Annotated in this window: 13 protein-coding genes; 8 read left to right on the top strand and 5 right to left on the bottom strand. The window is 72.7% G+C overall.

The window, feature by feature from the left end; genetic code table 11:
- Positions 1-56 precede the first annotated feature (56 nt).
- Positions 57-2,114, bottom strand: coding sequence for a PQQ-dependent sugar dehydrogenase (locus ACWEF6_RS18360; RefSeq protein WP_449684097.1), 2,058 nt, complete (start codon positions 2,112-2,114; stop codon positions 57-59).
- A 243-nt stretch (positions 2,115-2,357) separates the two neighbouring features.
- Positions 2,358-6,893: an RHS repeat-associated core domain-containing protein gene (locus ACWEF6_RS18355; protein ID WP_449684026.1), complete on the bottom strand. Its 4,536-nt coding sequence runs from the start codon at positions 6,891-6,893 to the stop codon at positions 2,358-2,360.
- A gap of 511 nt (positions 6,894-7,404) precedes the next feature.
- Here ACWEF6_RS18355 and ACWEF6_RS18350 point away from each other — a divergent pair.
- Genes ACWEF6_RS18350 through ACWEF6_RS18340 form a run of 3 tightly spaced genes read left to right on the top strand, consistent with a single transcriptional unit; the run spans position 7,405 to position 11,146 of the window.
- On the top strand, positions 7,405-8,652 hold the full coding sequence (locus tag ACWEF6_RS18350; RefSeq protein ID WP_449684025.1) for an MFS transporter: 1,248 nt from the start codon (positions 7,405-7,407) through the stop codon (positions 8,650-8,652).
- The gene (locus ACWEF6_RS18345) at positions 8,649-9,947 is read left to right on the top strand and encodes an ATP-grasp domain-containing protein (RefSeq protein ID WP_449684024.1); all 1,299 of its coding nucleotides are present in this window, start codon (positions 8,649-8,651) and stop codon (positions 9,945-9,947) included. Before ACWEF6_RS18350 ends, ACWEF6_RS18345 begins: the two co-directional genes overlap by 4 nt.
- Positions 9,944-11,146 carry an acyl-CoA dehydrogenase family protein gene (locus tag ACWEF6_RS18340; RefSeq protein WP_449684023.1) on the top strand — a complete coding sequence of 401 codons (1,203 nt, stop codon included), beginning with the start codon at positions 9,944-9,946 and terminating at the stop codon, positions 11,144-11,146. Before ACWEF6_RS18345 ends, ACWEF6_RS18340 begins: the two co-directional genes overlap by 4 nt.
- A 64-nt stretch (positions 11,147-11,210) precedes the next feature.
- Here ACWEF6_RS18340 and ACWEF6_RS18335 read toward each other — a convergent pair whose 3' ends face one another.
- Together ACWEF6_RS18335 and ACWEF6_RS18330 are read right to left on the bottom strand one after the other, a co-directional pair.
- Complete coding sequence (locus ACWEF6_RS18335; RefSeq protein ID WP_449684022.1) at positions 11,211-11,954, bottom strand: response regulator; 744 nt, start codon at positions 11,952-11,954, stop codon at positions 11,211-11,213.
- A gap of 163 nt (positions 11,955-12,117) precedes the next feature.
- Positions 12,118-13,509 carry a KamA family radical SAM protein gene (locus ACWEF6_RS18330; RefSeq protein WP_449684021.1) on the bottom strand — a complete coding sequence of 464 codons (1,392 nt, stop codon included), beginning with the start codon at positions 13,507-13,509 and terminating at the stop codon, positions 12,118-12,120.
- Between the two features lie 120 nt (positions 13,510-13,629).
- Here ACWEF6_RS18330 and ACWEF6_RS18325 point away from each other — a divergent pair, with 120 nt between their 5' ends.
- Genes ACWEF6_RS18325 through ACWEF6_RS18310 form a run of 4 tightly spaced genes read left to right on the top strand, consistent with a single transcriptional unit; the run spans position 13,630 to position 18,465 of the window.
- Positions 13,630-15,225: an amidohydrolase gene (locus tag ACWEF6_RS18325; RefSeq protein ID WP_449684020.1), complete on the top strand. Its 1,596-nt coding sequence runs from the start codon at positions 13,630-13,632 to the stop codon at positions 15,223-15,225.
- An 11-nt stretch (positions 15,226-15,236) separates the two neighbouring features.
- Entirely contained in the window at positions 15,237-16,847 is a 1,611-nt protein-coding gene (lnt, locus tag ACWEF6_RS18320) for an apolipoprotein N-acyltransferase (RefSeq protein WP_449684019.1), read from the top strand.
- A 26-nt stretch (positions 16,848-16,873) separates the two neighbouring features.
- Entirely contained in the window at positions 16,874-17,641 is a 768-nt protein-coding gene (locus tag ACWEF6_RS18315) for a polyprenol monophosphomannose synthase (protein ID WP_449684018.1), read from the top strand.
- 26 nt (positions 17,642-17,667) lie between these two features.
- Complete coding sequence (locus ACWEF6_RS18310; protein WP_449684096.1) at positions 17,668-18,465, top strand: PIG-L deacetylase family protein; 798 nt, start codon at positions 17,668-17,670, stop codon at positions 18,463-18,465.
- On the opposite strand, the gene ACWEF6_RS18305 is transcribed toward ACWEF6_RS18310, so the two are convergent.
- Complete coding sequence (locus ACWEF6_RS18305; RefSeq protein ID WP_449684017.1) at positions 18,398-19,147, bottom strand: DeoR/GlpR family DNA-binding transcription regulator; 750 nt, start codon at positions 19,145-19,147, stop codon at positions 18,398-18,400. The genes ACWEF6_RS18310 and ACWEF6_RS18305 overlap by 68 nt on opposite strands.
- A gap of 48 nt (positions 19,148-19,195) precedes the next feature.
- Between ACWEF6_RS18305 and ACWEF6_RS18300 the strand changes: the two genes are divergently transcribed.
- Positions 19,196-19,849, top strand: coding sequence for an NUDIX domain-containing protein (locus tag ACWEF6_RS18300; RefSeq protein ID WP_449684016.1), 654 nt, complete (start codon positions 19,196-19,198; stop codon positions 19,847-19,849).
- Positions 19,850-20,030 lie beyond the last annotated feature (181 nt).

The raw sequence follows: 20,030 nt of genomic DNA, 5'->3' as shown, positions 1-20,030 counted from the left end.
TCTCCTTTCGCGAGGGGGACGGCGGCGGGCCGGTGGTCCCGGCCCGCCGCCGGGGTTCACCGTCCGAGCTCGACCTTGAAGATGCTTTCGTTGCTGTTGTTGGCGATGCTGTCTTTGTCGCCGTAGTTGCTGGTGGTCAGCCACAGGCCGCCGTCGGCGGACGGTTCCACGGTGCGCAGCCGCCCGTACGTGCCGGTGAGGTACTGCTGGACGTTCGTCAGGCTGTCCCCGGAGATCTCGGCCCGGTACAGCCGGGTTCCGCGCAGGCAGGCGATGTAGAGGGCGTCGCGGACCACGGCGATGCCGCTGCACGAACCCTCGGCGACGGGGTAGGTGCGCTTGGGCGCGACGAACCCGGCTTCGGCGCAGCTGCCCGTGGTGCCTTCGCAGCGGGGCCAGCCGTAGTTGCCGCCGCGGACGATGAGGTTGGTCTCGTCCATGACGTTGTTGCCGAATTCCTGTTCCCACAGCCGGCCTTGGGCGTCGAAGGCCAGGCCTTGGGGGTTGCGGTGGCCGTAGCTCCACACCGGCGTGCCGAAGGGGTTGTCCGAGGGGATGGTGCCGTCGCGGTTGATCCGCAGCACCTTGCCGGCCAGGTTGGTGAGGTCCTGGGCCCAGTCGCCGTTCTGGCCGTCGCCGGCGGCGATGTAGAGCTTGCCGTCGGGCCCGAACCGCAGCCGGCCGCCGTTGTGGTACTTGTTGCGCGGGATGCCGGTGAGCAGCACCTGCGGGGTGCCGCTGAGGACCCCGCCGGTGTAGCGGATCCGCACCACCCGGTTGTCGGTCGTGCTGGTGTGCATGACGTACAACCACGGGTCGGCCGCGAAGTCGGTGGCCACGGCGAGGCCGAGCACCCCGCCCTCGCCGTCGGTCCCCGCGACGTTCGGCATCCGCCCGGCCACCGTCTTCGTGCCGGTGGCGGGGTCGAGCCGGACGATCTCGAAGGCGTCGCGGCGGCCGTAGAGCACCTGTCCGTCGGGCAGGGTGGTCAGCCCCCACGGCAGGTCGGTTTCGGTGGTGACCCTGGTGACCGAGCAGACCGCGGTGGCGCAGGAGGCGCCGGTGGTGACCGTGACCGGTGAGCTCGGGGCCGACCGGTTGGCCTGGGCGTCGCGCGCCCGCACCTGGTACTGGTAGCGGGTGTTCGCGGCCAGGCCGCTGTCGGTGAACGAGGTCGTGGCCGAGCCGCTGGTGGAGCCGGCCACGGTGCCGTCGCGCAGCACTTCGTAGCCCGTGACGCCGACGTTGTCGGTGGCCGGCGACCAGCGCACGGTGACGGTGGTGCCCGAGGCCGTCGCGGTCACGCCGGCGGGCGTGCTGGGCGGCTCGGTGTCGGCCTGGCACTGCGGCACGCTGACGGTGACCGTGGGGCTGGCCTGCGAGACGTTGCCCGCGGCGTCGCGCGCGTTGACGTACAGACCCCAGGTGGCTCCCGGCGCGACGGTCAGCTCGGCCGACAGCGCGGTGCCCGGCACCGAGGTCATGAGCTGCCCGTCGTGGAAGATGTCGTAGAAGGCGACCCCGACGTCGTCGGACGACGCCGACCACGAGAACGTCACGGTCGCGCAGGTCAGGTTCGAGGTGCGCGGGTTGGCCGGCGCGGTCGGCGGTGTGGTGTCGGCGGCGAGCTTGACCAGCTGCCACCGCTGGTTGGCGCCGCCGGTGTCGGGCAGCTGGACGACCCGCGCGCCGTCGGCGGTGGCGGAGCCGAGCACGTCCACGGCCTTCCCGCTGGCCCGGTTGAGCAGCCGCACGTCACCGCCGGCGGAGTCGGCCAGCCGGAACTGCTGCCCGGCGCGCCCGGCGTCGGTGTTCTGCACCAGCCCGGCCCGGTCGGCGGTGGACGGGAAGCTCAGGACCTTGGCGCTGTGCCTGGACTTGATGCGGTAGTTGCCCCCGCCGGAGTCGACGAACTGCCACTGCTGGGAGGCGCGGTCGTCGCGGGTGGTCTGGGTGACCCGGGCGCCCTCGTAGGTGGCGCTCCCGGCGACGTCCAGCGCCTTGCCGCTGTTGCGGTTGACCAGCACGTACGAGGCGTTGGTGTCGACGGTGGCGGCCGAGGCGGCCGGTGCCGGAACGGCGATACCGAGGCCGACGAGTACCACCGTGCTCAGCGTTCGGAAGGCCGAGCGGTTTCTTCGCGGAGCCGAGCCGGTCCGGACGCGGCGCGATGCCGGCCCGCCAGGCTTTCGTGCGCAGACAGCCATGCGTCGCCTCCTTGCGAGCAGGGTGCGGAACTTCGCCTGACTGGGAGCGCTCCCAGGTCACCGTAGCGCAAACCGTTTGCCGCCGACAAGACCGGTGAGGAGGTATCCAACCACGCCGGAGCGGGCACCCGCCGCGGGTGCCCGCTCCTCTCAGCGGATCGGGTTGGGCGTGATGTCCTGGGCGAAGAGGTTGCCGTTGGAGCTGCCCACGTGGACGTGGTAGCCGCGGCCGCCCACGTTCACCGTGATGTGCGGCCGCGGGTCGGCGCCGCCCGCCGCCCCGCCGAGACCGCCCTGGTGGATGCCGGCCGTCTGCTGCCAGCCGCGGCCCTCCTGCATCTGCTTCAGCAGTTCTTTCGCGCGGCGCGCGCCTTCGCCGCGGCCGGCGGCGAGGTTCTCCAGGATGCCGACGAACTTCTTGTCGCTGATCTCCGTCACCGGCACGTTCGCGTTGCCGTGGAACACCGGCTGGCCCGGGCGGTTGTTGGCCAGCACCGGGTTGTTCGCCTTGCCGCCCTTGCACTTGCCCTTGCCGCCCTTGAGGCCGACCGGGTCGAGCCAGCCGGTGGGGTTGCGGACGTAGGCGTGCGGGTTGGTGCCGCCGCCGAGCCCGATCGGGTCCGGGCTGATGTAGCGCCCGGTCTCCGGCTCGTAGTACCGGTTGACGTTGTAGTGCAGGCCCGTTTCGGCGTCGAAGTACTGGCCGGGGAACCGCAGCGGCGTCGGCGCCGGGCCGCCGGCGTCCAGGCCCCACAGGGTCTGCGCCGAGTGCCAGGTGATCCGGCCGGCTTCGTCGACCAGCTCCGCCGGGCTGCCGATCAGGTCGGCGACGACGGCGTGGAACTGCTCGTCGAGGCCGCCGTCGGCGCGGGTGCGGCGGTCCAGCACGCTGACCGGCACCGGCCGATCCGGCTCCCAGTCCCAGGTCGTGGTCCGGGCCGGCGCGCCGCCGGTCGTCACGATCTCCTCGGCCGGGACGATCCCGTCCCAGACGAAGACCGTCTCGGCGGTGACCGTGCCGTCCGGGCCGAGCAGGCGCTTGGCGACCCGGCGGCCCAGCGCGTCGTAGGCGTAGCGCCACTCGTGGCCGTCCGGGGTCCGCACCTGCTCGAGGCGGTCGTCGGCGTTCCAGGCGAAGCTCCAGCCGGCGGGGCCGCCCGGCTGCTGCCGCCAGGTCAGCCGGCCGAGGTCGTCGTAGCGGTACTCGACGTCGCCGGCCCGCCGCACCAGCGTCCCGGTGTACTCGCGGGGGCCCGCGGCCGGGTGGGCGGCCCACTCCGCCACGGCGATGTTGCCCGCCGCGTCGTAGGCGTACCGCTCGCTGGCGCCGGGCCGCTGCAGCCCGGTGACCCGGCCCAGCCGGTCCAGCGCGAACTCGCGGCGGCCGGAGAGCAGGTCGTCCACGCCCGCGAGGACGTCGTCCGCCCGGTGCCGGTAGGCGCGCCGCTGCCGCGGCCGCCCGTCGGCTCCCGCGACGACCTGTTCGACGAGCCGGTCGTTCGCGTCCCAGGTCTGGGTCAGCGTCGCGGTGCCGAAGACGCGGCCGATCTCGCGGCCGGCCGGGTCGTGGGCGAACCGGATCGTCCGGCCTGCCGTGCCGAGCTCGGCCGGCGCGCTCGCCGCGTCGTAGGTCCAGGTGCTGGTGACGCCCGAGGCGGTGCGGCGCGCGGTCCGCAGCCCGCTGCGGTCGTAGCCCGAGCGGACTTCCCGGCCGTTGCACGTCTCGGCCACCACCCGGCCGAGGCGGTCGTAGGCGAAGGTGAGGTCGGCGTCGGCGTTGGTCGCGCGCACCAGCCGGCCCGCGGCGTCGTAGGCGTAGGTCGTGACGCTGTCCCCACGGCGCTTGGCGGTCAGCCGGCCCAGCGCGTCCCAGGTGTAGGTCGTCGGTTCCCCGGCGCCGGTGGCGCTTTCGAGCAGCTGGCCGGCGGCGTCCCTCCGGTAGGTGACGACCCGGCCGTCGAAGTCGGTCTCGCGCACGACCCGCCCGGCGGCGTCGTAGTCGATCCGCCACTGCGCACCCGCGGCGTTGGTCACCGCGACGAGCCGCAGCTCGGTGTCGTAGGTGAACCGCGTGCGGCTGCCGTCCGGCGCGATCTCGCAGACGGGCAGGTCGAAGGGGCCGAAGTCGGTCCGGGTCACCGCGCCCGCGGCGTCGGTCCGCTCGGTCGCGTTGAGCTCGCCGTCGTAGGTGAAGCGCTCCACGGAGCCGTCCGGGGCGACGCGCTTCCACAGCTCGCCCTCGACCGTCCACGCGAACGTCGTCGTGTGACCCGCCGGGTCGGTGACGGTCTCGACGCGGCCGAGCCGGTCGTAGGTGTAGGTGGTGCGCCCGCCGGCCGGGTCGAGGACCGTCCGGGGCTTGCCGAGGCCGTCGCAGTCGATCCGGGTCGTGCGGCCTTCTTCGTCGGTGAACGAGCCGAGCGCCCCGCCCGGGCCGTAGCCGTAGCGGCGGACCCCGCCCATCGGGTCGGTGGTCGCGACGAGCCTGCCGGTCTCGTCGTACTCGTGGGCCCAGACCGCGCCGTCCGGTTCGACGGTGGCCTGCGGTCGGCCGCGCCCGTCGTAGGAGACGCTGTGGACGCTCCCGTCCGGGCGGGTCTCCGACGTCCGCCTGCCGTGCTCGTCGTAGCCGTACCGGGTGGTCCGGCCCAGGGGGTCGGTCACGGCGAGCAGCCGGTCGTGGCGGTCCCAGTCGTAGGTCGTGGCGCCGCCGAGCGGATCGGTCTCGCGGACGAGCTGGAACTCCTCGTTCAGCTCGAAGGTGGTGGTGTGCCCGAGCGAGTCGGTCGCGCGGTTGACGCGGTTTTCCCGGTCGTAGGCGAAGGTGTAGGCGAGCACGCCGCCCGGGCCGGTGCCGTGGACGCAGCGGTCGAGTTCGTCGTAGGTGAACGCGTAGCCCCGGCCGTTGCGGTCCTGCCAGCTGGTGATGCGCCCGGCCTCGTCGTAGCCGAACCGGTAGGGCCGGCCCGAGGAGTTGACCACCTCCACCAGGTTCGCCCGCTCGTCGTAGGCGAACCGGGCGAGGGTGACGCGGTCGTCGTCGCGGGCGCCGACGGAGGTGAGTTCGGTGATCCGGCCGCCGGCCGTGGTGACGGCGACGCGGTGCCCCGCGGAGTGCCGCACCTCCCGCAGCGTGCCGTGCGGGTCGCGGTCGAAGACGATCCGGTTGCCGTCGGCGTCGGAGATCGCCGCCAGCCAGCCGGTGTCCCCGCCGGCGGGGAAGTGCAGGGTGCGGCCGAGGTCGGGCTGCTCCATGACGTACTCGTCCCCGAGCCGCCGCAACGGCCACAGCGGACCTTCGACCGGCTTGACGGCGGCGGCGCCCGGGAGGGGGTAGACGAGCAGGGTGCCGTCCTCGGCGGCGAAGTCGACGCGGTCGGTTCCGGTTTCCAGGCGCTGGTCCGCGGTCGACGCCCAGGAGCGTCCGAAGTGGACACCGCTGCGGTAGCCGGAGAAGTGGGCGCGGTCCAGAACGAGCGCCAGGACGCCGTCGATCTCGACGTCGGTCTGGGCGAGCATCATCCGCCCGGTGGTCATGTCGATCGGGTCCCCGCTGCCCGGGCGGCAGTCGGTCGGGGTCGAGTTCTCCTTGGGGGAGCCGTTCTGGTCGGCAAGCCCGCCGCTGCGCGGCTTGCCACCGCCGTTCCCGGCGCCCTTCCCGCCGCCGGAGGGCGTGGTCGAGCCGCCATCGGGGGAGGAATCCGGCCCCTTCGGGGTGTCGTCGGGGCCTTTGGAGCCCGGAGGCGGGTCGCTCTTGGGCGGCGGGTCGCCTTTGGCGCCGGAAGTGCTGGTGCCGTCGCCTTTCGCCCCCGAGGGCGAGGTGTCGTCGCCCTTCGGCGGCGGCGCGTCCGGGCCGCCCTTGCCGTTGGGGCCGCCGATGTCCTTCGGGCCGCTTTTGATGTCGGCGTGTTTGGGTGGCGGCGCGGTTTTGCCCGGCTTGATCTTCCGTAAGGCCTTGGCCGCGTCTGAGAACAGGTCCCCGGCGCGTTTGAGCAGCGGTACCAGGGCCTTCAACGCCGTTACCAGTCGTTTGACCAGGTCGGCGATCTTGGAGGCGGTCTTGGCGACGGCGTTGATGACCTGGGGTACGACCCAGGTCATGCCGATGCCGAGGGTGAACACGACCTGTAGTGCCCAGCTGATGAGGTGCCCGACCAGTTCGGCGATGATGTCGCGCACGAGTGCGCGGACCGCGGCGACGACCTCGCCGGCGGTTTTGACGCCGCTGGAGGCGCCTTCGCAGCCTTTCTGCGCGGTCTCCAGGAGCGTGACGGTGTCTTGGGCGCGTTGCCGGTAGGTGTCGGCGGCGGCGCCGGTCCAGGAGGCGATGTCGGCGGTGACCATGCCGGTCAGGTCTTCGCCGACGCTGCCCAGCTCGGTCGCGATGTTCTTCCAGGTCTCCGACTGCGCCGCGATCTCGTCGGCGTTGCCGGTGAGCCCGTTGAGGGCTTCCTTGAGCGGTCCGACGTGCTCGATGAGCCAGCCGACTCCGGCGGCGAGGATCGCGCCGAAGGGGTCCATCGCCATCGACAGCGCGTCCAGCGCCGTCCCGACAGCTCCGAGGGCGACCGAGGCCCAGTCCCCGCTCTCGATGGCCGACTTCAGGTCGTTCGCCGTTTCCAGCAGCGAAATGCCCGAGTACGCCTTGGTGGAATCCTTCGTCTCCGCGACCAGCGGGTTTCCCACTACTACGCGACCTTTCCGAGGGGACGGCGAACCGTGTCAATCACTCGGCCGGAGGATAGCAACGCCCCCAAGAGTGGTCTTCGGATCGGCGCCGGCTTGCCCGACGGGGCAGGTTTCCGGGTCGGAAGGGCAGACGTCCGCGGGCGCCGCCGGCGTCTGCGGAAGGGCGGTGCGCCCGCCGGGTAGCGTTTTCCGATTTGCGGTTTGCCGCCCTGTGCCGGAAAAGTCCGTTTCCGGTGGACCTGTCACGGTCGGGTCGGGCACCGAGCTCGCCGTCGATTCGATGGTCGCCTTCCTCGAACGGTTCTGCGGCGCACGGGCCGTTTTTCCCGGCCGCCCGGGAACGTTTTCCCTGTCGGCCAGGAAAAACGCGCAGCTAGCATCGGTCCGGCACGCGGCAGTCACCGGCCGCGGGGTGCCGTTCGGCACGGACCCGGTGTTCCTCGTCGCCCGGCCTCGCCGAGCTGCCGGCCGCGAGCCGGATCGTCGAAACCATCGCAGAGGAGACGGCATGAGCCACGATGCCCCGGCGGGTGTGTTCGCCGTGCTGAAGGCGACCCCCACCCCCGTCCGCTACCTGCTCGGGGGTGTGCTGGTCAACCAGCTCGGCGCGTTCGTCCAGACCTTCCTGCTGCTGTACCTGACGGTGCGCGGTGTCTCGGTCGGTCTCGCGGGCCTGTGCCTCGTCGCCTACAGCGTCGGGGCGATCTTCGGGACGCTGCTGGGCGGCGAGCTCACGCACCGGCTCGGCCCGCGGGCCACGATCGTGGCGTCGATGACGGCGTCGGCACCGCTGGTCGCGTCGATCCCGTGGCTGGGTCGCCCGGACCTGATCTGGCCGCTGTTCGCCGTGGTGGCGCTGGCCGGCCTGGTCACCCAGGCCTACCGGCCCGCGGCGGCGGTCCTGCTGTCCGACCTGATGCCCGAGCGGTACCAGGTGATGGGCTTCTCGATGATGCGGATCGCGCTCAACATCGGCGCTGCGCTGGCGTCGCTGATCGCCGCCGGACTCATCCTGCTCGACTGGGACCTGCTGTTCTGGCTGGACGGCCTCACCGCGGCCCTGTACGCGCTGCTGGCGTTCGCGTTACTGCCGAAGACCGCCGGGGCCGAAAAGGAAGCGGCGGAGCCCGAGGAGGACCGGCGCTCGGCGTACGCGACCCTGGTCCGCGACGGCAGGTTCCTGCTCTACCTGGGGGCCGTCTTCGTCGGCACGATCGTCTACGCCCAGTTCACCGTCGCGCTGCCGCTGCAGATCGTCGCCGACGGGCACCCCGAGGCGCTCTACAGCGCGGTGCTCGCGACGTCGTCCATCGTGCTGATCGTCACCGAGCTGAAGCTCACCACCTACGTCACGCGATGGCCGCCGCAGCTGGCCGGCGGCCTCGGGCACTTCGTCTTCGCGCTCGGCGTCGCGGGTTGGGGCCTGTCCGCCGGGTCCAGCGTGCTCGTGCTGGTCAGCGCGGTGTTCTTCGTGTCCGGCCTGATGATCTCCGGCCCGAGCATGTTCGCGCACCCGGCGAAGTCGCCGTCCCGCGTGAAGGCCCGGTATGTCGGCACCTCGCACGCGGTGATCGGGCTGGCCTCGGCGCTCGGCCCGGCGTTCGGGGTGTTCGCCTGGACTCGGCTCGGCAGCGGCATCTGGCCGCTGTGCGGGGCCATGGCGGTCGCCGCCGGGCTCTTCGCCTGGGCGGGCATGAAGCAGAAGACCGCGCCGGCCGTGGTCGCCGCGACCGAACCTGTGGGGGAGAAGGCATGACCGAGCCCGACGGCGTGCTGCTGGTGATCGGCAGCGGGCTGAAGCTCTACCGCGAATACCTCGTCCGGTCGATCCACCGGCGGGCCCGGTCGGCGGGCCTGCGCCTGGTGCTGCTGAACCACCTCGAGCCGACGTGGCAGCGGAAGTACTTCGACGAGATCGTCGTGACCGACGTCTTCGACCCCGAAGCGCTGACCGCGGCTGCCCGCGAGGTGGCTGCGCGGGCGCCGATCGCCGGGCTGACGTGCTGGGACGAGCCCCTGGTGCTGGCCGCCGGCGAGCTCGCCGCCGAACTCGGCGTGCCCGGGCTGAGCGTGCGGGGCGTGCACGGCTGCCGGGACAAGTACCGGACGCGATCGGTGCTCACCGCGGGCGGTCTCCACCAGCCCGGGTTCGCGACGGTGACGACAGTGCGCGAAGCCGTCGTCGCGGCCGGCGGAATCGGCTACCCGGTGGTGGTGAAACCCCGCGCGATGGGCGCCAGCATCGGCGTGGTGCTCGCCGCCGACGCGGCCGAGGTCGCGACGGCGTTCGAAGTGGCGGCGGGAGCGAGCCGGGCCGAGAACGCACCGTACGGCGGCAGTGCCCTCGTCGAGGGCTACGCCGAAGGTCCCGAGATCAGCGTCGACGCCGCCGTCCACAAGGGCGAGTACCGGCCGATGTTCCTGGCCCGCAAGCAAAGCGGCGAAGAGCCGTACTTCGAGGAGACCGGGCACATCGTGGACGCGGCCGACCCGCTGCTCGACGACCGCGAGCTGGTGGACACCCTGGCCCGCGCGCACCGGCTGCTCGGCGTCGAAGACGGCATCACCCACACCGAGGTCCGGCTCACCGAGCGCGGGCCGTTGATCATCGAGGTCAACGGCAGGCTCGGCGGTGACCTCATCCCGTTCCTCGGGCTGACCGCGACCGGTATCGACCCGGGCGAGGTGCTCTTCGACGTCGCCACCGGCCGGCGGCCGGACCTGGCTCCCACCCGCCGGTCGGTCGTGGGCATCCGGTTCGGCTGCCCGGACCACGACTGCGTCGTGCGATCGGTGACCGTGCCGGCGGCGGCACCGGGGCTGGTCACGGCGGCGCGGATGGTCGAACCCGGCGCGTCGCTGCGGCTGCCCCCGGGCGGCTACCTGGCCCGGCATTCGTTCGTCGTGTGCGAGGGTGAGGACGTGGCGACCTGCGGCCGGCGGCTCGACGCGGCAGCGGCCCTCGTCGACGTCGACGCAGCCCCGCTCGACCCACCCGAGCCCGGGCCGTCGTTCGTGATGCCCGCCGGACTGTCGGACGTGGACGCATGACCGCCGGCAGCATGACCCGCCCGGCGCCGCCGCTGACCGCCGGAGAGATCCTGGCCCGGGCGAAGGCCCTGGCGCCGGTGCTGCGTGAGCGGGCAGCCGAGTTCGAACAGGCCCGCCGGTTGCCCCCGGACGTCGTCGAGCTGCTGCGCGACACCGGAGTGTTCCGGATGGCGTTCCCGCGCGAGTTCGGCGGCCCGGAACTGACGTCGATCGAGCAGACCGAGGTGATCGAGGCCCTGTCGTACGGGGACACCTCGGCCGGCTGGTGCGCGATCATCGGGTCCGGCACCGGGCTGTACGCGTCGTTCCTGTCCGACGCCGCCGCGCGGGAGATGTTCCCGCGGCTGGACCTGATCACCGCGGGCATGCTGTTCCCGGCCGGCCGCGCCGAGCGCGTGCCCGGCGGGTACCGCTTGACCGGGCGGTGGACGTTCGGCAGCGGGATCACCCACTGCGACTGGGTCATCTCCGGCGCGTTCCTCTACCGCGACGGCAAGCCGGAGCCCAGCCCGGACGGCCGTGACCCGCACGACTCGCGCCTGTTCATGGTGAAGGCCTCGGAGGCGGAGGTCATCGACAACTGGCACACCACGGGCCTGGCCGGCAGCGGCAGCTGCGACTACACGATCACCGACGTGTTCGTGCCCGAGGACCGCACGCTGTCGTTCGACACGGTCCACGGCAGGCCGAGCCCGCTGGCGCGGCCGGAGTCGTTCATGCGCACGGTGCCGGGCGTGCCGCTGGGGGTCGCGCGGGCCGCGCTCGACCACGTTCGCGAAATCGTGCGGACCCGGGTGGACCGCGCGACCGGGGTGCCGTGGGCGGACAACTGGCGGATGCAGGTGACGCTCGCGGAGTGCGAAGCCGACTTCATCGCGTCTCGCGCCGGCGTGTACAGCACGATGCGGGAGCAGTGGGAGCTGCTCTCGGCGGGCGCGGAGGTTCCGGTGGAGCTGGAGGCGGCGCTGCCGCTGTCCCGGCTGCACGCGTTGCGCACGGCCCGCTCGGTCGTGGCGCGCCTGTACGACCTGATGCAGACGGGCTCGATCCACCGCAGTGGTCCCTTGGACCGCTGGCTCCGCGACACCACGACGATGTGCCAGCACCTGCTCGCCCAGGACCGCATCCTGCAGTCGGCGGGAGCGCACCTGCTGGGCGGGACCCCGGAGTTCCGCCTCTGCCTGGGCCTCACCAGCTGAGCCCGGCCCACGGCTGCCCGGGAACCGGGGTCCGGTTCCCGGGCTGCGGGGTAGCCGTCCTGGGTCAGTCCAGGCCGAGCCCCGCGTCGCGCGCCATCACGATGAGCCGGGCGCGGTCGGCGGTGCCGAGCTTGGCGAAGATCGCGGACACCCGGTTGCTGATCGTCTTCGGCGTGAGCGCGAACTCGCTCGCGATCGCGGAGTTCGACTTGCCGGCGGCGACGCGGTCGAGTACGTCTCGTTCGCGCGCGGTGAGCTGCGCGAACGGGTAGGGCTCCGGCTCGGCGCCCGGACGCAGCCAGGCCCCGAGCCGCCCGGCGATCGCCCGGCCGACGATCAGCTCGCCCGCCGCGACCGCCTGCACGCCACGGAGGATCTGGTCCGCGCCGGCGTCCTTGATCAGGTACCCGCGCGCCCCCGCCTGGAACGCCGCGGTGATCGTGCGATCGGCGTCGACCTCACTGAAGACGAGCACGGCCGTTCCCGGCGCGGCGCGCACGATCCCGGCGATCACCGCGATGCCGTCGTCGTCACCGAATTGCAGGTCGGTGACGAGCACGTCGGGCCGCAACCGCGTGGTCTCGGCGAGCACCGCGGCCGTGGTGGCGGCTTCGCCGACCACGCTGATCGCCGCGGAGCGTTCGAGCATCGACCGCACGCCGCGGCGCACCGCCGGCCGGGTGTCCGCGAGCACCACCGTCGCCAACGGGACGTCCGGCACCACTTCGATCCCGGGACGACGCCGGGTCAGGTGCCGACGGGCCGGCAGCGCGGGCGTCCACGCGAGCTCGTTCGCTTGCTGGTTCACCGTTCCCCCAGAACCTCATCGCGGGCGCCCCTCGCCGCGCGCGCCACGCAGGGCGGCTGGAGACGGCGCCCGCCCCGGGGCAGGCAGAGTCTTGCAGCGACCGTCGACAGTTCGGTTGCAGTCCGTCGACAGCCCCGTCTTCAGCCCGGCGCTTCCGCCGTCATCAGGGGCGGGGCTGGGTGCTCCACCAGGTCTGACCGGCTTCGGGCAGCGTCGAGATCGGGTCGTAGTACGGGTACCGCCGCTGCAGGGCCTCGGGGTCGTCCAGCTCGATGCCGGTCCGGTAGTTCTTGGTCCAGTACGAGATCCCCAGCTCCCGGTCGTACTCGGCGAGCTGGTGCACCCACCGCTTGCCCACGTAGGGCACGTCGCACACGATCCGCGGCGTCGCGTACCCGGGCAGGTACCCCATGATCGAGTGCTGCAGTTCCTGGGCCTCCCACACCGCCACGCGCCAGTGCTCGGCATTGGGGATCATGTCGCACATGTAGAAGTAGTACGGCAGGATGTTCGCTTCCCCTTGCAGCGCAAAGCAAAGGTCCAGCAGCGCCGCCGGCGTGGCGTTCACCCCGCGCATCAGCACGCCCTGGTTGCGGACGTCGCGGACCCCGACGTTCAGCGCCGTCTGGGCCGCCTCCGCCACCAGGGGGGTCACCGACTGGGCGTGGTTGACGTGGGTGTGGATCGCCAGGTTGACCCCGCGACGCTGGGCCGTCACCGCGACGCGCTCCAGGCCTTCGACCACCTTCGGCTGAATCCAGTGCTGCGGCAGGGCCGCCAGGGCCTTCGTCGCCAGGCGGATGTCGCGGACCGTTTCGATGTCCATCAGGCGCATCAGGAACGACTCCAGCTGCGGCCACGGGACGTTGGCCACGTCGCCGCCGGACACCACGACGTCACGGACGCCCGGCGTCTTCTTGAGGTACGCGATCATCGCGTCCTGGCGGTCGACCGGTTTGAGGGTCAGCTTGTGCTTCTCCACCGTCTCCGTCGAGTTGCCGACGAGGTCCATGCGGGTGCAGTGGCCGCAGTACTGGGGGCAGGTCGAGATCATCTCGGCCAGCACCTTGGTCGGGTAGCGGTGGGTCAGGCCCTCCACGACCCACATCTCGGCCTCGTGCAGCGAGTCGCGCTCGGAGTGGGGGTGGCTGGCCCAGACCGGGTCGCGGTCGCTGCGGACCGGGAGCATGTAGCGGCGGATCGGGTCGGCGTAGAACGCCTCGGTCACCTTGGCCGGGTCGGTGCCGGCCGTGGGGGCCATCGTGTTGAGCATCTGCGGGGGCAGCAGCATCGACATCGTGGCCATCTCGCGCTGGTCGGCGAGCAGGTCGTCGTAGAAGCGCTCCTCGAGGAGGTCGCCCATCAGGGCGCGCAGCTGCTTGACGTTGCGGACGCAGTGCACCCGCTGCCACTGCGCGTCACGCCACTCGGCCTCGGTCACGTCGTGCCAGCCGGGAAAGCGGCGCCAATCGGGTTCCACCAGCTCGGCGCGGGCGTACTCGTAGGGCTGGTCGAAGGCGGCGGCAGGCGTCACAGGTTCCTGGATCGCAGTCACTTGTACTCCTAGTCGTCGGGAACGCGTTAAAATATCCTGTCATAACGTTCTCACGGAGTAAATCTTCCTGCCTGCCGGGGCGGCGTCCCCCACGTGGACGCAGGGGGCAGACTCAGGGGCGTGACGGACGAACAGACGACGCTCCTGCTCGGCGGGCGCATCTACACCCCCGCCGGTCCCGACGCCACGGCGATGGCGGTCACCGGCGGCACCGTGGTCTGGGTCGGGCAGGACGCCCCGGCCCGCGCCCTGCACCCCGGCGCCCGCGAAATCGACCTCCAGGGCGCCTTCGTCGCCCCCGCGTTCGTCGACGCGCACGTCCACGCCACCGCCACCGGCCTGCACCTGACCGGCCTCGACCTCACCGGCGTCCGCAGCGGCGCCGACCTGCTGGTCCGCGTGCGCAACGCCGCCGTGGGCGGCCAGGTCCTGCTCGCCCACGGCTGGGACGAGACCACCTGGACCGACCCGCGCCTGCCCAGCCGCGCCGAGCTCGACGCCGCCGCCGGGGGCACGCCGGTCTACCTCAGCCGCGTCGACGTCCACTCCGCGCTCGTCTCCACCGCCCTGGTCGAGCTGGCCCCCACCGCCCGCGACGCCGACGGCTGGTCACCCGACGGCCCGCTGACCCGCGCCGCCCACCACGCCGTCCGCGCGGCCGTGCGCGCCGCCATCCGCCCCGAACAGCGGGAACGCGCCCAGCGGGCGTTCCTCGCCGAGGCCGCGAAGCAGGGCATCGTCAGCGTCCACGAGTGCGCCGGCCCCGACATCTCCGGCCGCGACGACCTCGCCGCCCTCCTCGCCCTCGCCGGACCCGGCACGCCCGAGGTCGTCGGCTACTGGGGTGAGCTCGGCGCCGTCGGCACCGCCCGCGACCTCGGCGCCCGCGGCCTGGCCGGCGACCTGTTCGTCGACGGCGCCCTCGGCTCCCACACCGCCGCGCTCACTGAGCCCTACGCCGACCACGCGAGCACCGGAACGCGCTACCTCGACGCCCTCCGCATCGCCGAACACCTCACCGCCTGCACCGAGGCCGGCTTGCAGGCCGGCTTCCACGTCATCGGCGACGCCGCGGTCGCCGAAGTCGTCGAGGGCTTCCGGCTGGCCGAAAAAGAGGTCGGGCAGCGCGCCCTCGCGGCCCGCCACCACCGCCTCGAGCACCTGGAGATGGTCACCGCCGAGCAGGCCAAGCACCTGGCCGGCTGGGGGGTGACCGCCTCGATGCAGCCGCTGTTCGACGTGCTCTGGGGCGGCCCGGAAGGCATGTACGCCGAACGCCTCGGCGCGGACCGCGCAGCCGGTCTCAACCCCTTCGCGACCCTGGCCGCCGAAGGCGTCCTGCTCGCCTTCGGCTCCGACGCGCCGGTGACGCCGCTGGACCCGTGGGCGAGCGTCCGCGCCGCGGCCTACCACCGGACACCCGGTGCCGGCCTGTCCCCGCGGGCGGCGTTCACCGCCCACACCCGCGCCGGGCACCGGGCGGCCGGCGTCAACGACGGCGTCACCGGCAGCCTCGTGCCGGGCGCGCCGGCGCACTACGCCATCTGGGACGCCGCCGACCTCGTGGTGGCCACCCCGGACAGCCGCGTGCAGCGCTGGTCCACCGACCCGCGGGCCGGTGTGCCGCCGCTGCCGAGGCTGGAACCGGACGCCACCCTCCCGCGGTGCCTGCGCACGGTCCGCGCGGGTGCCGTCCTCCACGACACGATCTCCTAGAGTTGGCACCTGTGGCAGTCACCGTGGCCGACCCCGAACCGGGCGCCCAGCACCAGCCCGCCCGCACCCGGCGGTTCCCCCCGGCCTGGCTGCTGCGCACCATCGCGGCCGTGGTGTCCGGGTTCGCCTATTACCTGAGCTTCGCGCCGCGCCCGCTGTGGTGGCTCGCGCCGCTGGCCTTCGCCGGGTTGGCCCTCGTCCTGCGCGGCCGCCGCTTCCGGGCCGGCTTCGGCTACGGCTTCGCGTTCGGGTTCGTGTTCTTCCTGCCGCTGCTGACCTGGCTGCTGGACTTCCTGGGCCCCGACTTCGGCCCCTGGCCGTGGCTGGGCCTGTCCGTCGCGCTGGCGCTCTACCACGGCCTGGCGGGCGGCCTGATCACCCTGGTGTCCCGCCTCCCGGCCGCGCCGCTGTGGGGCGCGCTGGTGTTCATCGCCCTGGAGACGCCACGCGCGTGGTTCCCCTTCGGCGGCTTCCCCTGGGGCCGGGTCGCCTTCAGCCAGCCCGAAGGCGCGTTCCTGCCGCTGGCCTCCGTCGGCGGTGCGCCGCTGCTCGGTCTGGCCGTCGTCCTGACCGGCTTCTGCCTGGCCGGCCTCGCCGCCCGGCTGTGGGAGGTGCGCAAGCTCACCCGGCCGGTGACCCTCGCCGCCCTCGGCACGCTGCTGCCGGTCGTCGCCGGCCTGGCCCTGTGGCCGGCCATCGGCACCGGTGCCCAGGACGGCGAACGCACCGTCGCCACCGTCCAGGGCAACGCCCCGGACATCGGGCTCGCCCTGCAGGGGCAGCGCACCGTGCTGCGCGACAACACCATCGCCGAAAGCGGGCGGCTGCTGGCCGACATCAAGGCCGGGAAGATCCCCAAGCCGGACCTGCTGGTCTGGCCGGAGAGCGCGACCACCGTCACCGGCCCGGACCTGCAGGTCGACCAGCTGGTCGCGAACTTCGGCGTGCCCGCGCTGATCGGCGCGATCTACCGGCTGCCCGACGGGCACCTGCAGAACTCCGTCATCGCCTGGGACCCGCGCACCGGGCCCGGGCCGCGCTACGCCAAGCAGCAGCTGGTGCCCTTCGGCGAGTACGTCCCGGCCCGCAAGGTCGCCGAGCTCGTCACGCCGTTCCTGGACTCCGAGACCGTCGACATGGTCCCCGGCGACGGCGCCAACCAGGCCATGGCCGCCGCGGGCACCAAGGTCGGCGTGTTCATCTGCTACGAAACGGCGTTCGACTACCCGGCCCGCGACGCCGTGCGCGACGGCGCCGAACTGCTCGTAGTACCGACCAACAACGCCTGGTACGGCGAGAGCGAGATGAGTTACCAGCAGCTGGCCATGTCGCGGCTGCGGGCGGTCGAGCACGGCCGCGCCGTCGTCGTGTCGGCCGTGTCCGGGGTGAGCGCCATCGTCGCGCCCGACGGGACCGTGACCAGCTCAACGGGCCTTTTCACGGCGGATTCCCTGGTCGGGCGCGTCCCGCTGCGGACGCAGACTACGCTGTCGGATCAACTAGGTGCGTGGACGGAGTACGGGCTGCTGGCTCTGGCGATCGCCGGGGTGGCCGGTGGGCTCGTACTCCGTTTTCGCACGCGGCGCAGCAGCGCCGGCACGGCAGGGGAAGCGGCGGACTGACCGCCGCGGATATCGGAGGAGCACGGATGTCGCAGGCGCCGCGGGGGGCCCGGGGAATCGAGCCGGTGCTGGTGGTGATCCCCACCTACAACGAGCGGGAGAACCTCGGTCCGATCCTGGACCGCCTGCACAAGGCACTCCCGGACGTGCACGTGCTCGTGGTGGACGACGGCAGCCCGGACGGCACCGGCGAGCTCGCCGACGAGCGCGCGGCGGCCAACGACCACGTCCACGTGCTGCACCGCACCGAGAAGGCCGGCCTCGGCGCCGCCTACATCGCCGGGTTCCGCTGGGGCCTGGCCCGCGAGTACAACACGATCGTCGAGATGGACGCCGACGGCTCGCACGCCCCCGAGGACCTGCCCCGCCTGCTCGACGCGGTCGGCGACGCCGACCTGGCGATCGGCTCGCGGTACGTGCCGGGCGGCAGCGTCGTCAACTGGCCGCTCAAGCGCCAGGTCCTCTCCCGCGGCGCGAACCTCTACTCGCAGGTCGCGCTCGGGATGCGGGTCCGCGACATCACCGCCGGGTTCCGCGCCTACCGCCGTCCGGTGCTGGAGAAGCTGGCCCTGGACGAGGTCAACTCGCACGGCTACTGCTTCCAGATCGACCTGACCATCCGCACCGACGAGGCGGGCTTCGAGATCGTCGAGGTCCCGATCACCTTCACCGAGCGCGAGATCGGCGAGTCGAAGATGAACGGCTCGATCATCCAGGAGGCGTTCCTACGGGTGGCGAAGTGGGGCCTGGGGCGCCGCTGGCACCAGCTGCGCAAGCTGGTCAAGCGCGCCTGAGCCGTTTTCGGCCGTTCTGGGCCATGATGGGCCCGGTGACGACCATCGTGGCCTTCCACGCGCACGCAGACGACCCCGTCCTGCTCAGCGGCGGCACGCTGGCCCGCGCCGCGGCCGACGGGCACCGGGTGGTGGTCGTCGTGGCCACCGACGGCATGGCCGCCGAGCACCCGACGCCACGCTGGGCCGAGCTGGAGGCGGCCGCGGCCATCCTCGGCGTGCACCGCGTCGTGCACCTGGGCTACGCCGACAGCGGCCACGGTCCCCGGCTCTTCGCGGACCCGCCGGGCCGGCAGCGCTTCGCCCGCGCGGACACCGAGGAAGCCGCGCACCGGCTCGCGGCCGTGCTGCACGAAGAGCGCGCCGACCTGCTGCTCGGCTACGACGCCAACGGCGGCTACGGGCACCGCGACCACGTCAAGGTGCACCAGGTGGCCCGCCGGGCGGCCCGGCTGACCGGAACGCGGCTGCTGGAAGCCACCCTGCCCCGCGACTTCGCGCAGCGGTTCGTGCGGGTGGTCAAGGCGCTGCGGATCCCGTTCGACTACGACGTCGAAGCGCTCGGCTACAGCCCCGCCTCGGCCATCACCCACCGGTTCGACGTGCGGCGCTTCGCCGCGCGCAAGCAGGCGGCGCTGGCCGCGCACGTGTCGGACGTGCGCGGCACCGGGCGGCTCTCGGCGGTGCTGCGGGTGCTCGTGTGGCTGCCGGCGCCGCTGTTCGGGCTGGTCGCCGGGCGGGAGTGGTACGCCGAGGTCAAGCCGTCAGGATCGGCACACCCTGGTCTGCAAGTTTCTGCACGTTCTGGTCTGCGGCGTCGGTGACGATCCCGGCGACGTCGGCGAGGGGCAGCACGGTGAACCGCGAGGCCGCGCCGAGCTTTTCGGCGCTGGCCAGGACGTAGGTGTCGGCCGCGCGGCGGGCCAGGGTGCGTTTCATCGCGGCTTCCTCGGCGTCGCCGGTGGTCAGGCCGGCTTCGGGGTGGACGCCGGTGACGCCGAGCAGGAAGACGTCGGCGCTGATCGACTGGGCGGCCTCGGCGGCGGCCGCGCCACAGGTGACCGCGGAGTGCCGGAACAGCCGCCCGCCCAGGAGGAAGACCTCGATGCCGTGGTGGTCGAGCAGGGCGACCGCGACGGTCGGGCTGTGCGTGACGACGGTGGCCTCGAGGTCGTGGGGGAGGGCTTTCGCGACCGCGAGGGTCGTGGTGCCGCCGTCGAGGATGACGGTCGAGCCGGGCCGGACCAGCGCGGCCGCGGCCTCGGCGACCCGGTCCTTGGCGTCGCGGGCGATGGCGGTCCGGCCGGCGTAGTCGGCGACGGCGGGGGAGACGGGCAGTGCACCGCCGTAGACCCGCTGGCAGAGCCCGGCCGCGGCGAGGTCGCGCAAGTCCCGGCGGATGCTGTCCTCGGAGACCCCGAGTTCCGCGGCGACGTCCTTGGCCAGCACCTTGCCGTCGGCGGCGAGCCGGGCGAGCAGCAGTTCACGGCGTTCCCCGACCAGCATGCACGATCCTCCTTGTTCTTTCCGAGTCATGCACATTATGGTCACGGCATGACCTCTTCGACAAGCCTGTCCCGCAACCCGCGTGTCCGGGTCACGAACGTGGAGCTGCTGTCGTCGGCCTGGTACGTGCTGCGCCGGACGACGTTCGACTACCAGCACGCCGACGGCCGCTGGACGACCGAGCAGCGCGAGACCTACGACCGCGGCAACGGGGCGACGGTGCTGCTCTACGACCTGGAGGGCGGCACGGTACTGCTGACCCGCCAGTTCCGCTACCCGGTGTACGTCAACGACCACCCCGACGGCATGTTCATCGAGACGGCGGCGGGCCTGCTGGACGCGGACGACCCGGAGACGGCGATCCGCCGCGAGGCCGAAGAGGAGACGGGCGTGCGGATCGGCGCGCTGGAGCACGTGTTCGACGCCTACACGAGCCCGGGCTCGGTGACCGAGCGCCTCCACTGCTACGCCGCGCCCTACGACCCGGCCGACCGCGGCGCCGGCGGCGGCTTGGCCGAAGAAGGCGAGGACATCGAGGTCCTCGAACTCCCGTTCGCCAAAGCCCTGGAGATGATCGGCACGGGCGAGATCGCAGACGCCAAGACGATCCTGCTCCTGCAGTGGGCCGCCCTCCACGGCCCCTTCCGCCCGGCGGCAGGAGCTCAGCCCACACCGCCCCAATGTGGCGTTGGGCGCATCTGACGCACCGAACGCCACATTGGGTGCGTTGGACGCACCGAACGCCACGTTGGGTGCGTTGGACGCACCGAACGCCACGTTGGGTGCGTTGGACGCACCCAACGCCACATTGGGGTTGTTTCATCGTGGTTTGTGCTGGTCGGAGTGGGTTGGTGGAGTGTGGTAATGCTCAGGCCGGGCTGGG

This window comes from Amycolatopsis sp. NPDC004772 (assembly GCF_053601215.1).
The sequence above is the reverse complement of the archived record's forward strand: the minus strand, read 5'-3'. Positions and strand labels throughout refer to the sequence as shown.

What these genes read in the sequence shown, in the direction of transcription:
- ACWEF6_RS18350 (WP_449684025.1), top strand. Translation starts at nt 7,405, where the DNA reads ATGAGCCACGATGCCCCGGCGGGTGTGTTCGCCGTGCTGAAGGCGACC.
- ACWEF6_RS18345 (WP_449684024.1), top strand. Translation starts at nt 8,649, where the DNA reads ATGACCGAGCCCGACGGCGTGCTGCTGGTGATCGGCAGCGGGCTGAAG.
- ACWEF6_RS18340 (WP_449684023.1), top strand. Translation starts at nt 9,944, where the DNA reads ATGACCGCCGGCAGCATGACCCGCCCGGCGCCGCCGCTGACCGCCGGA.
- ACWEF6_RS18315 (WP_449684018.1), top strand. Translation starts at nt 16,874, where the DNA reads ATGTCGCAGGCGCCGCGGGGGGCCCGGGGAATCGAGCCGGTGCTGGTG.
- ACWEF6_RS18310 (WP_449684096.1), top strand. Translation starts at nt 17,668, where the DNA reads ATGGGCCCGGTGACGACCATCGTGGCCTTCCACGCGCACGCAGACGAC.
- ACWEF6_RS18305 (WP_449684017.1), bottom strand. Translation starts at nt 19,147, where the DNA reads ATGCTGGTCGGGGAACGCCGTGAACTGCTGCTCGCCCGGCTCGCCGCC.
- ACWEF6_RS18300 (WP_449684016.1), top strand. Translation starts at nt 19,196, where the DNA reads ATGACCTCTTCGACAAGCCTGTCCCGCAACCCGCGTGTCCGGGTCACG.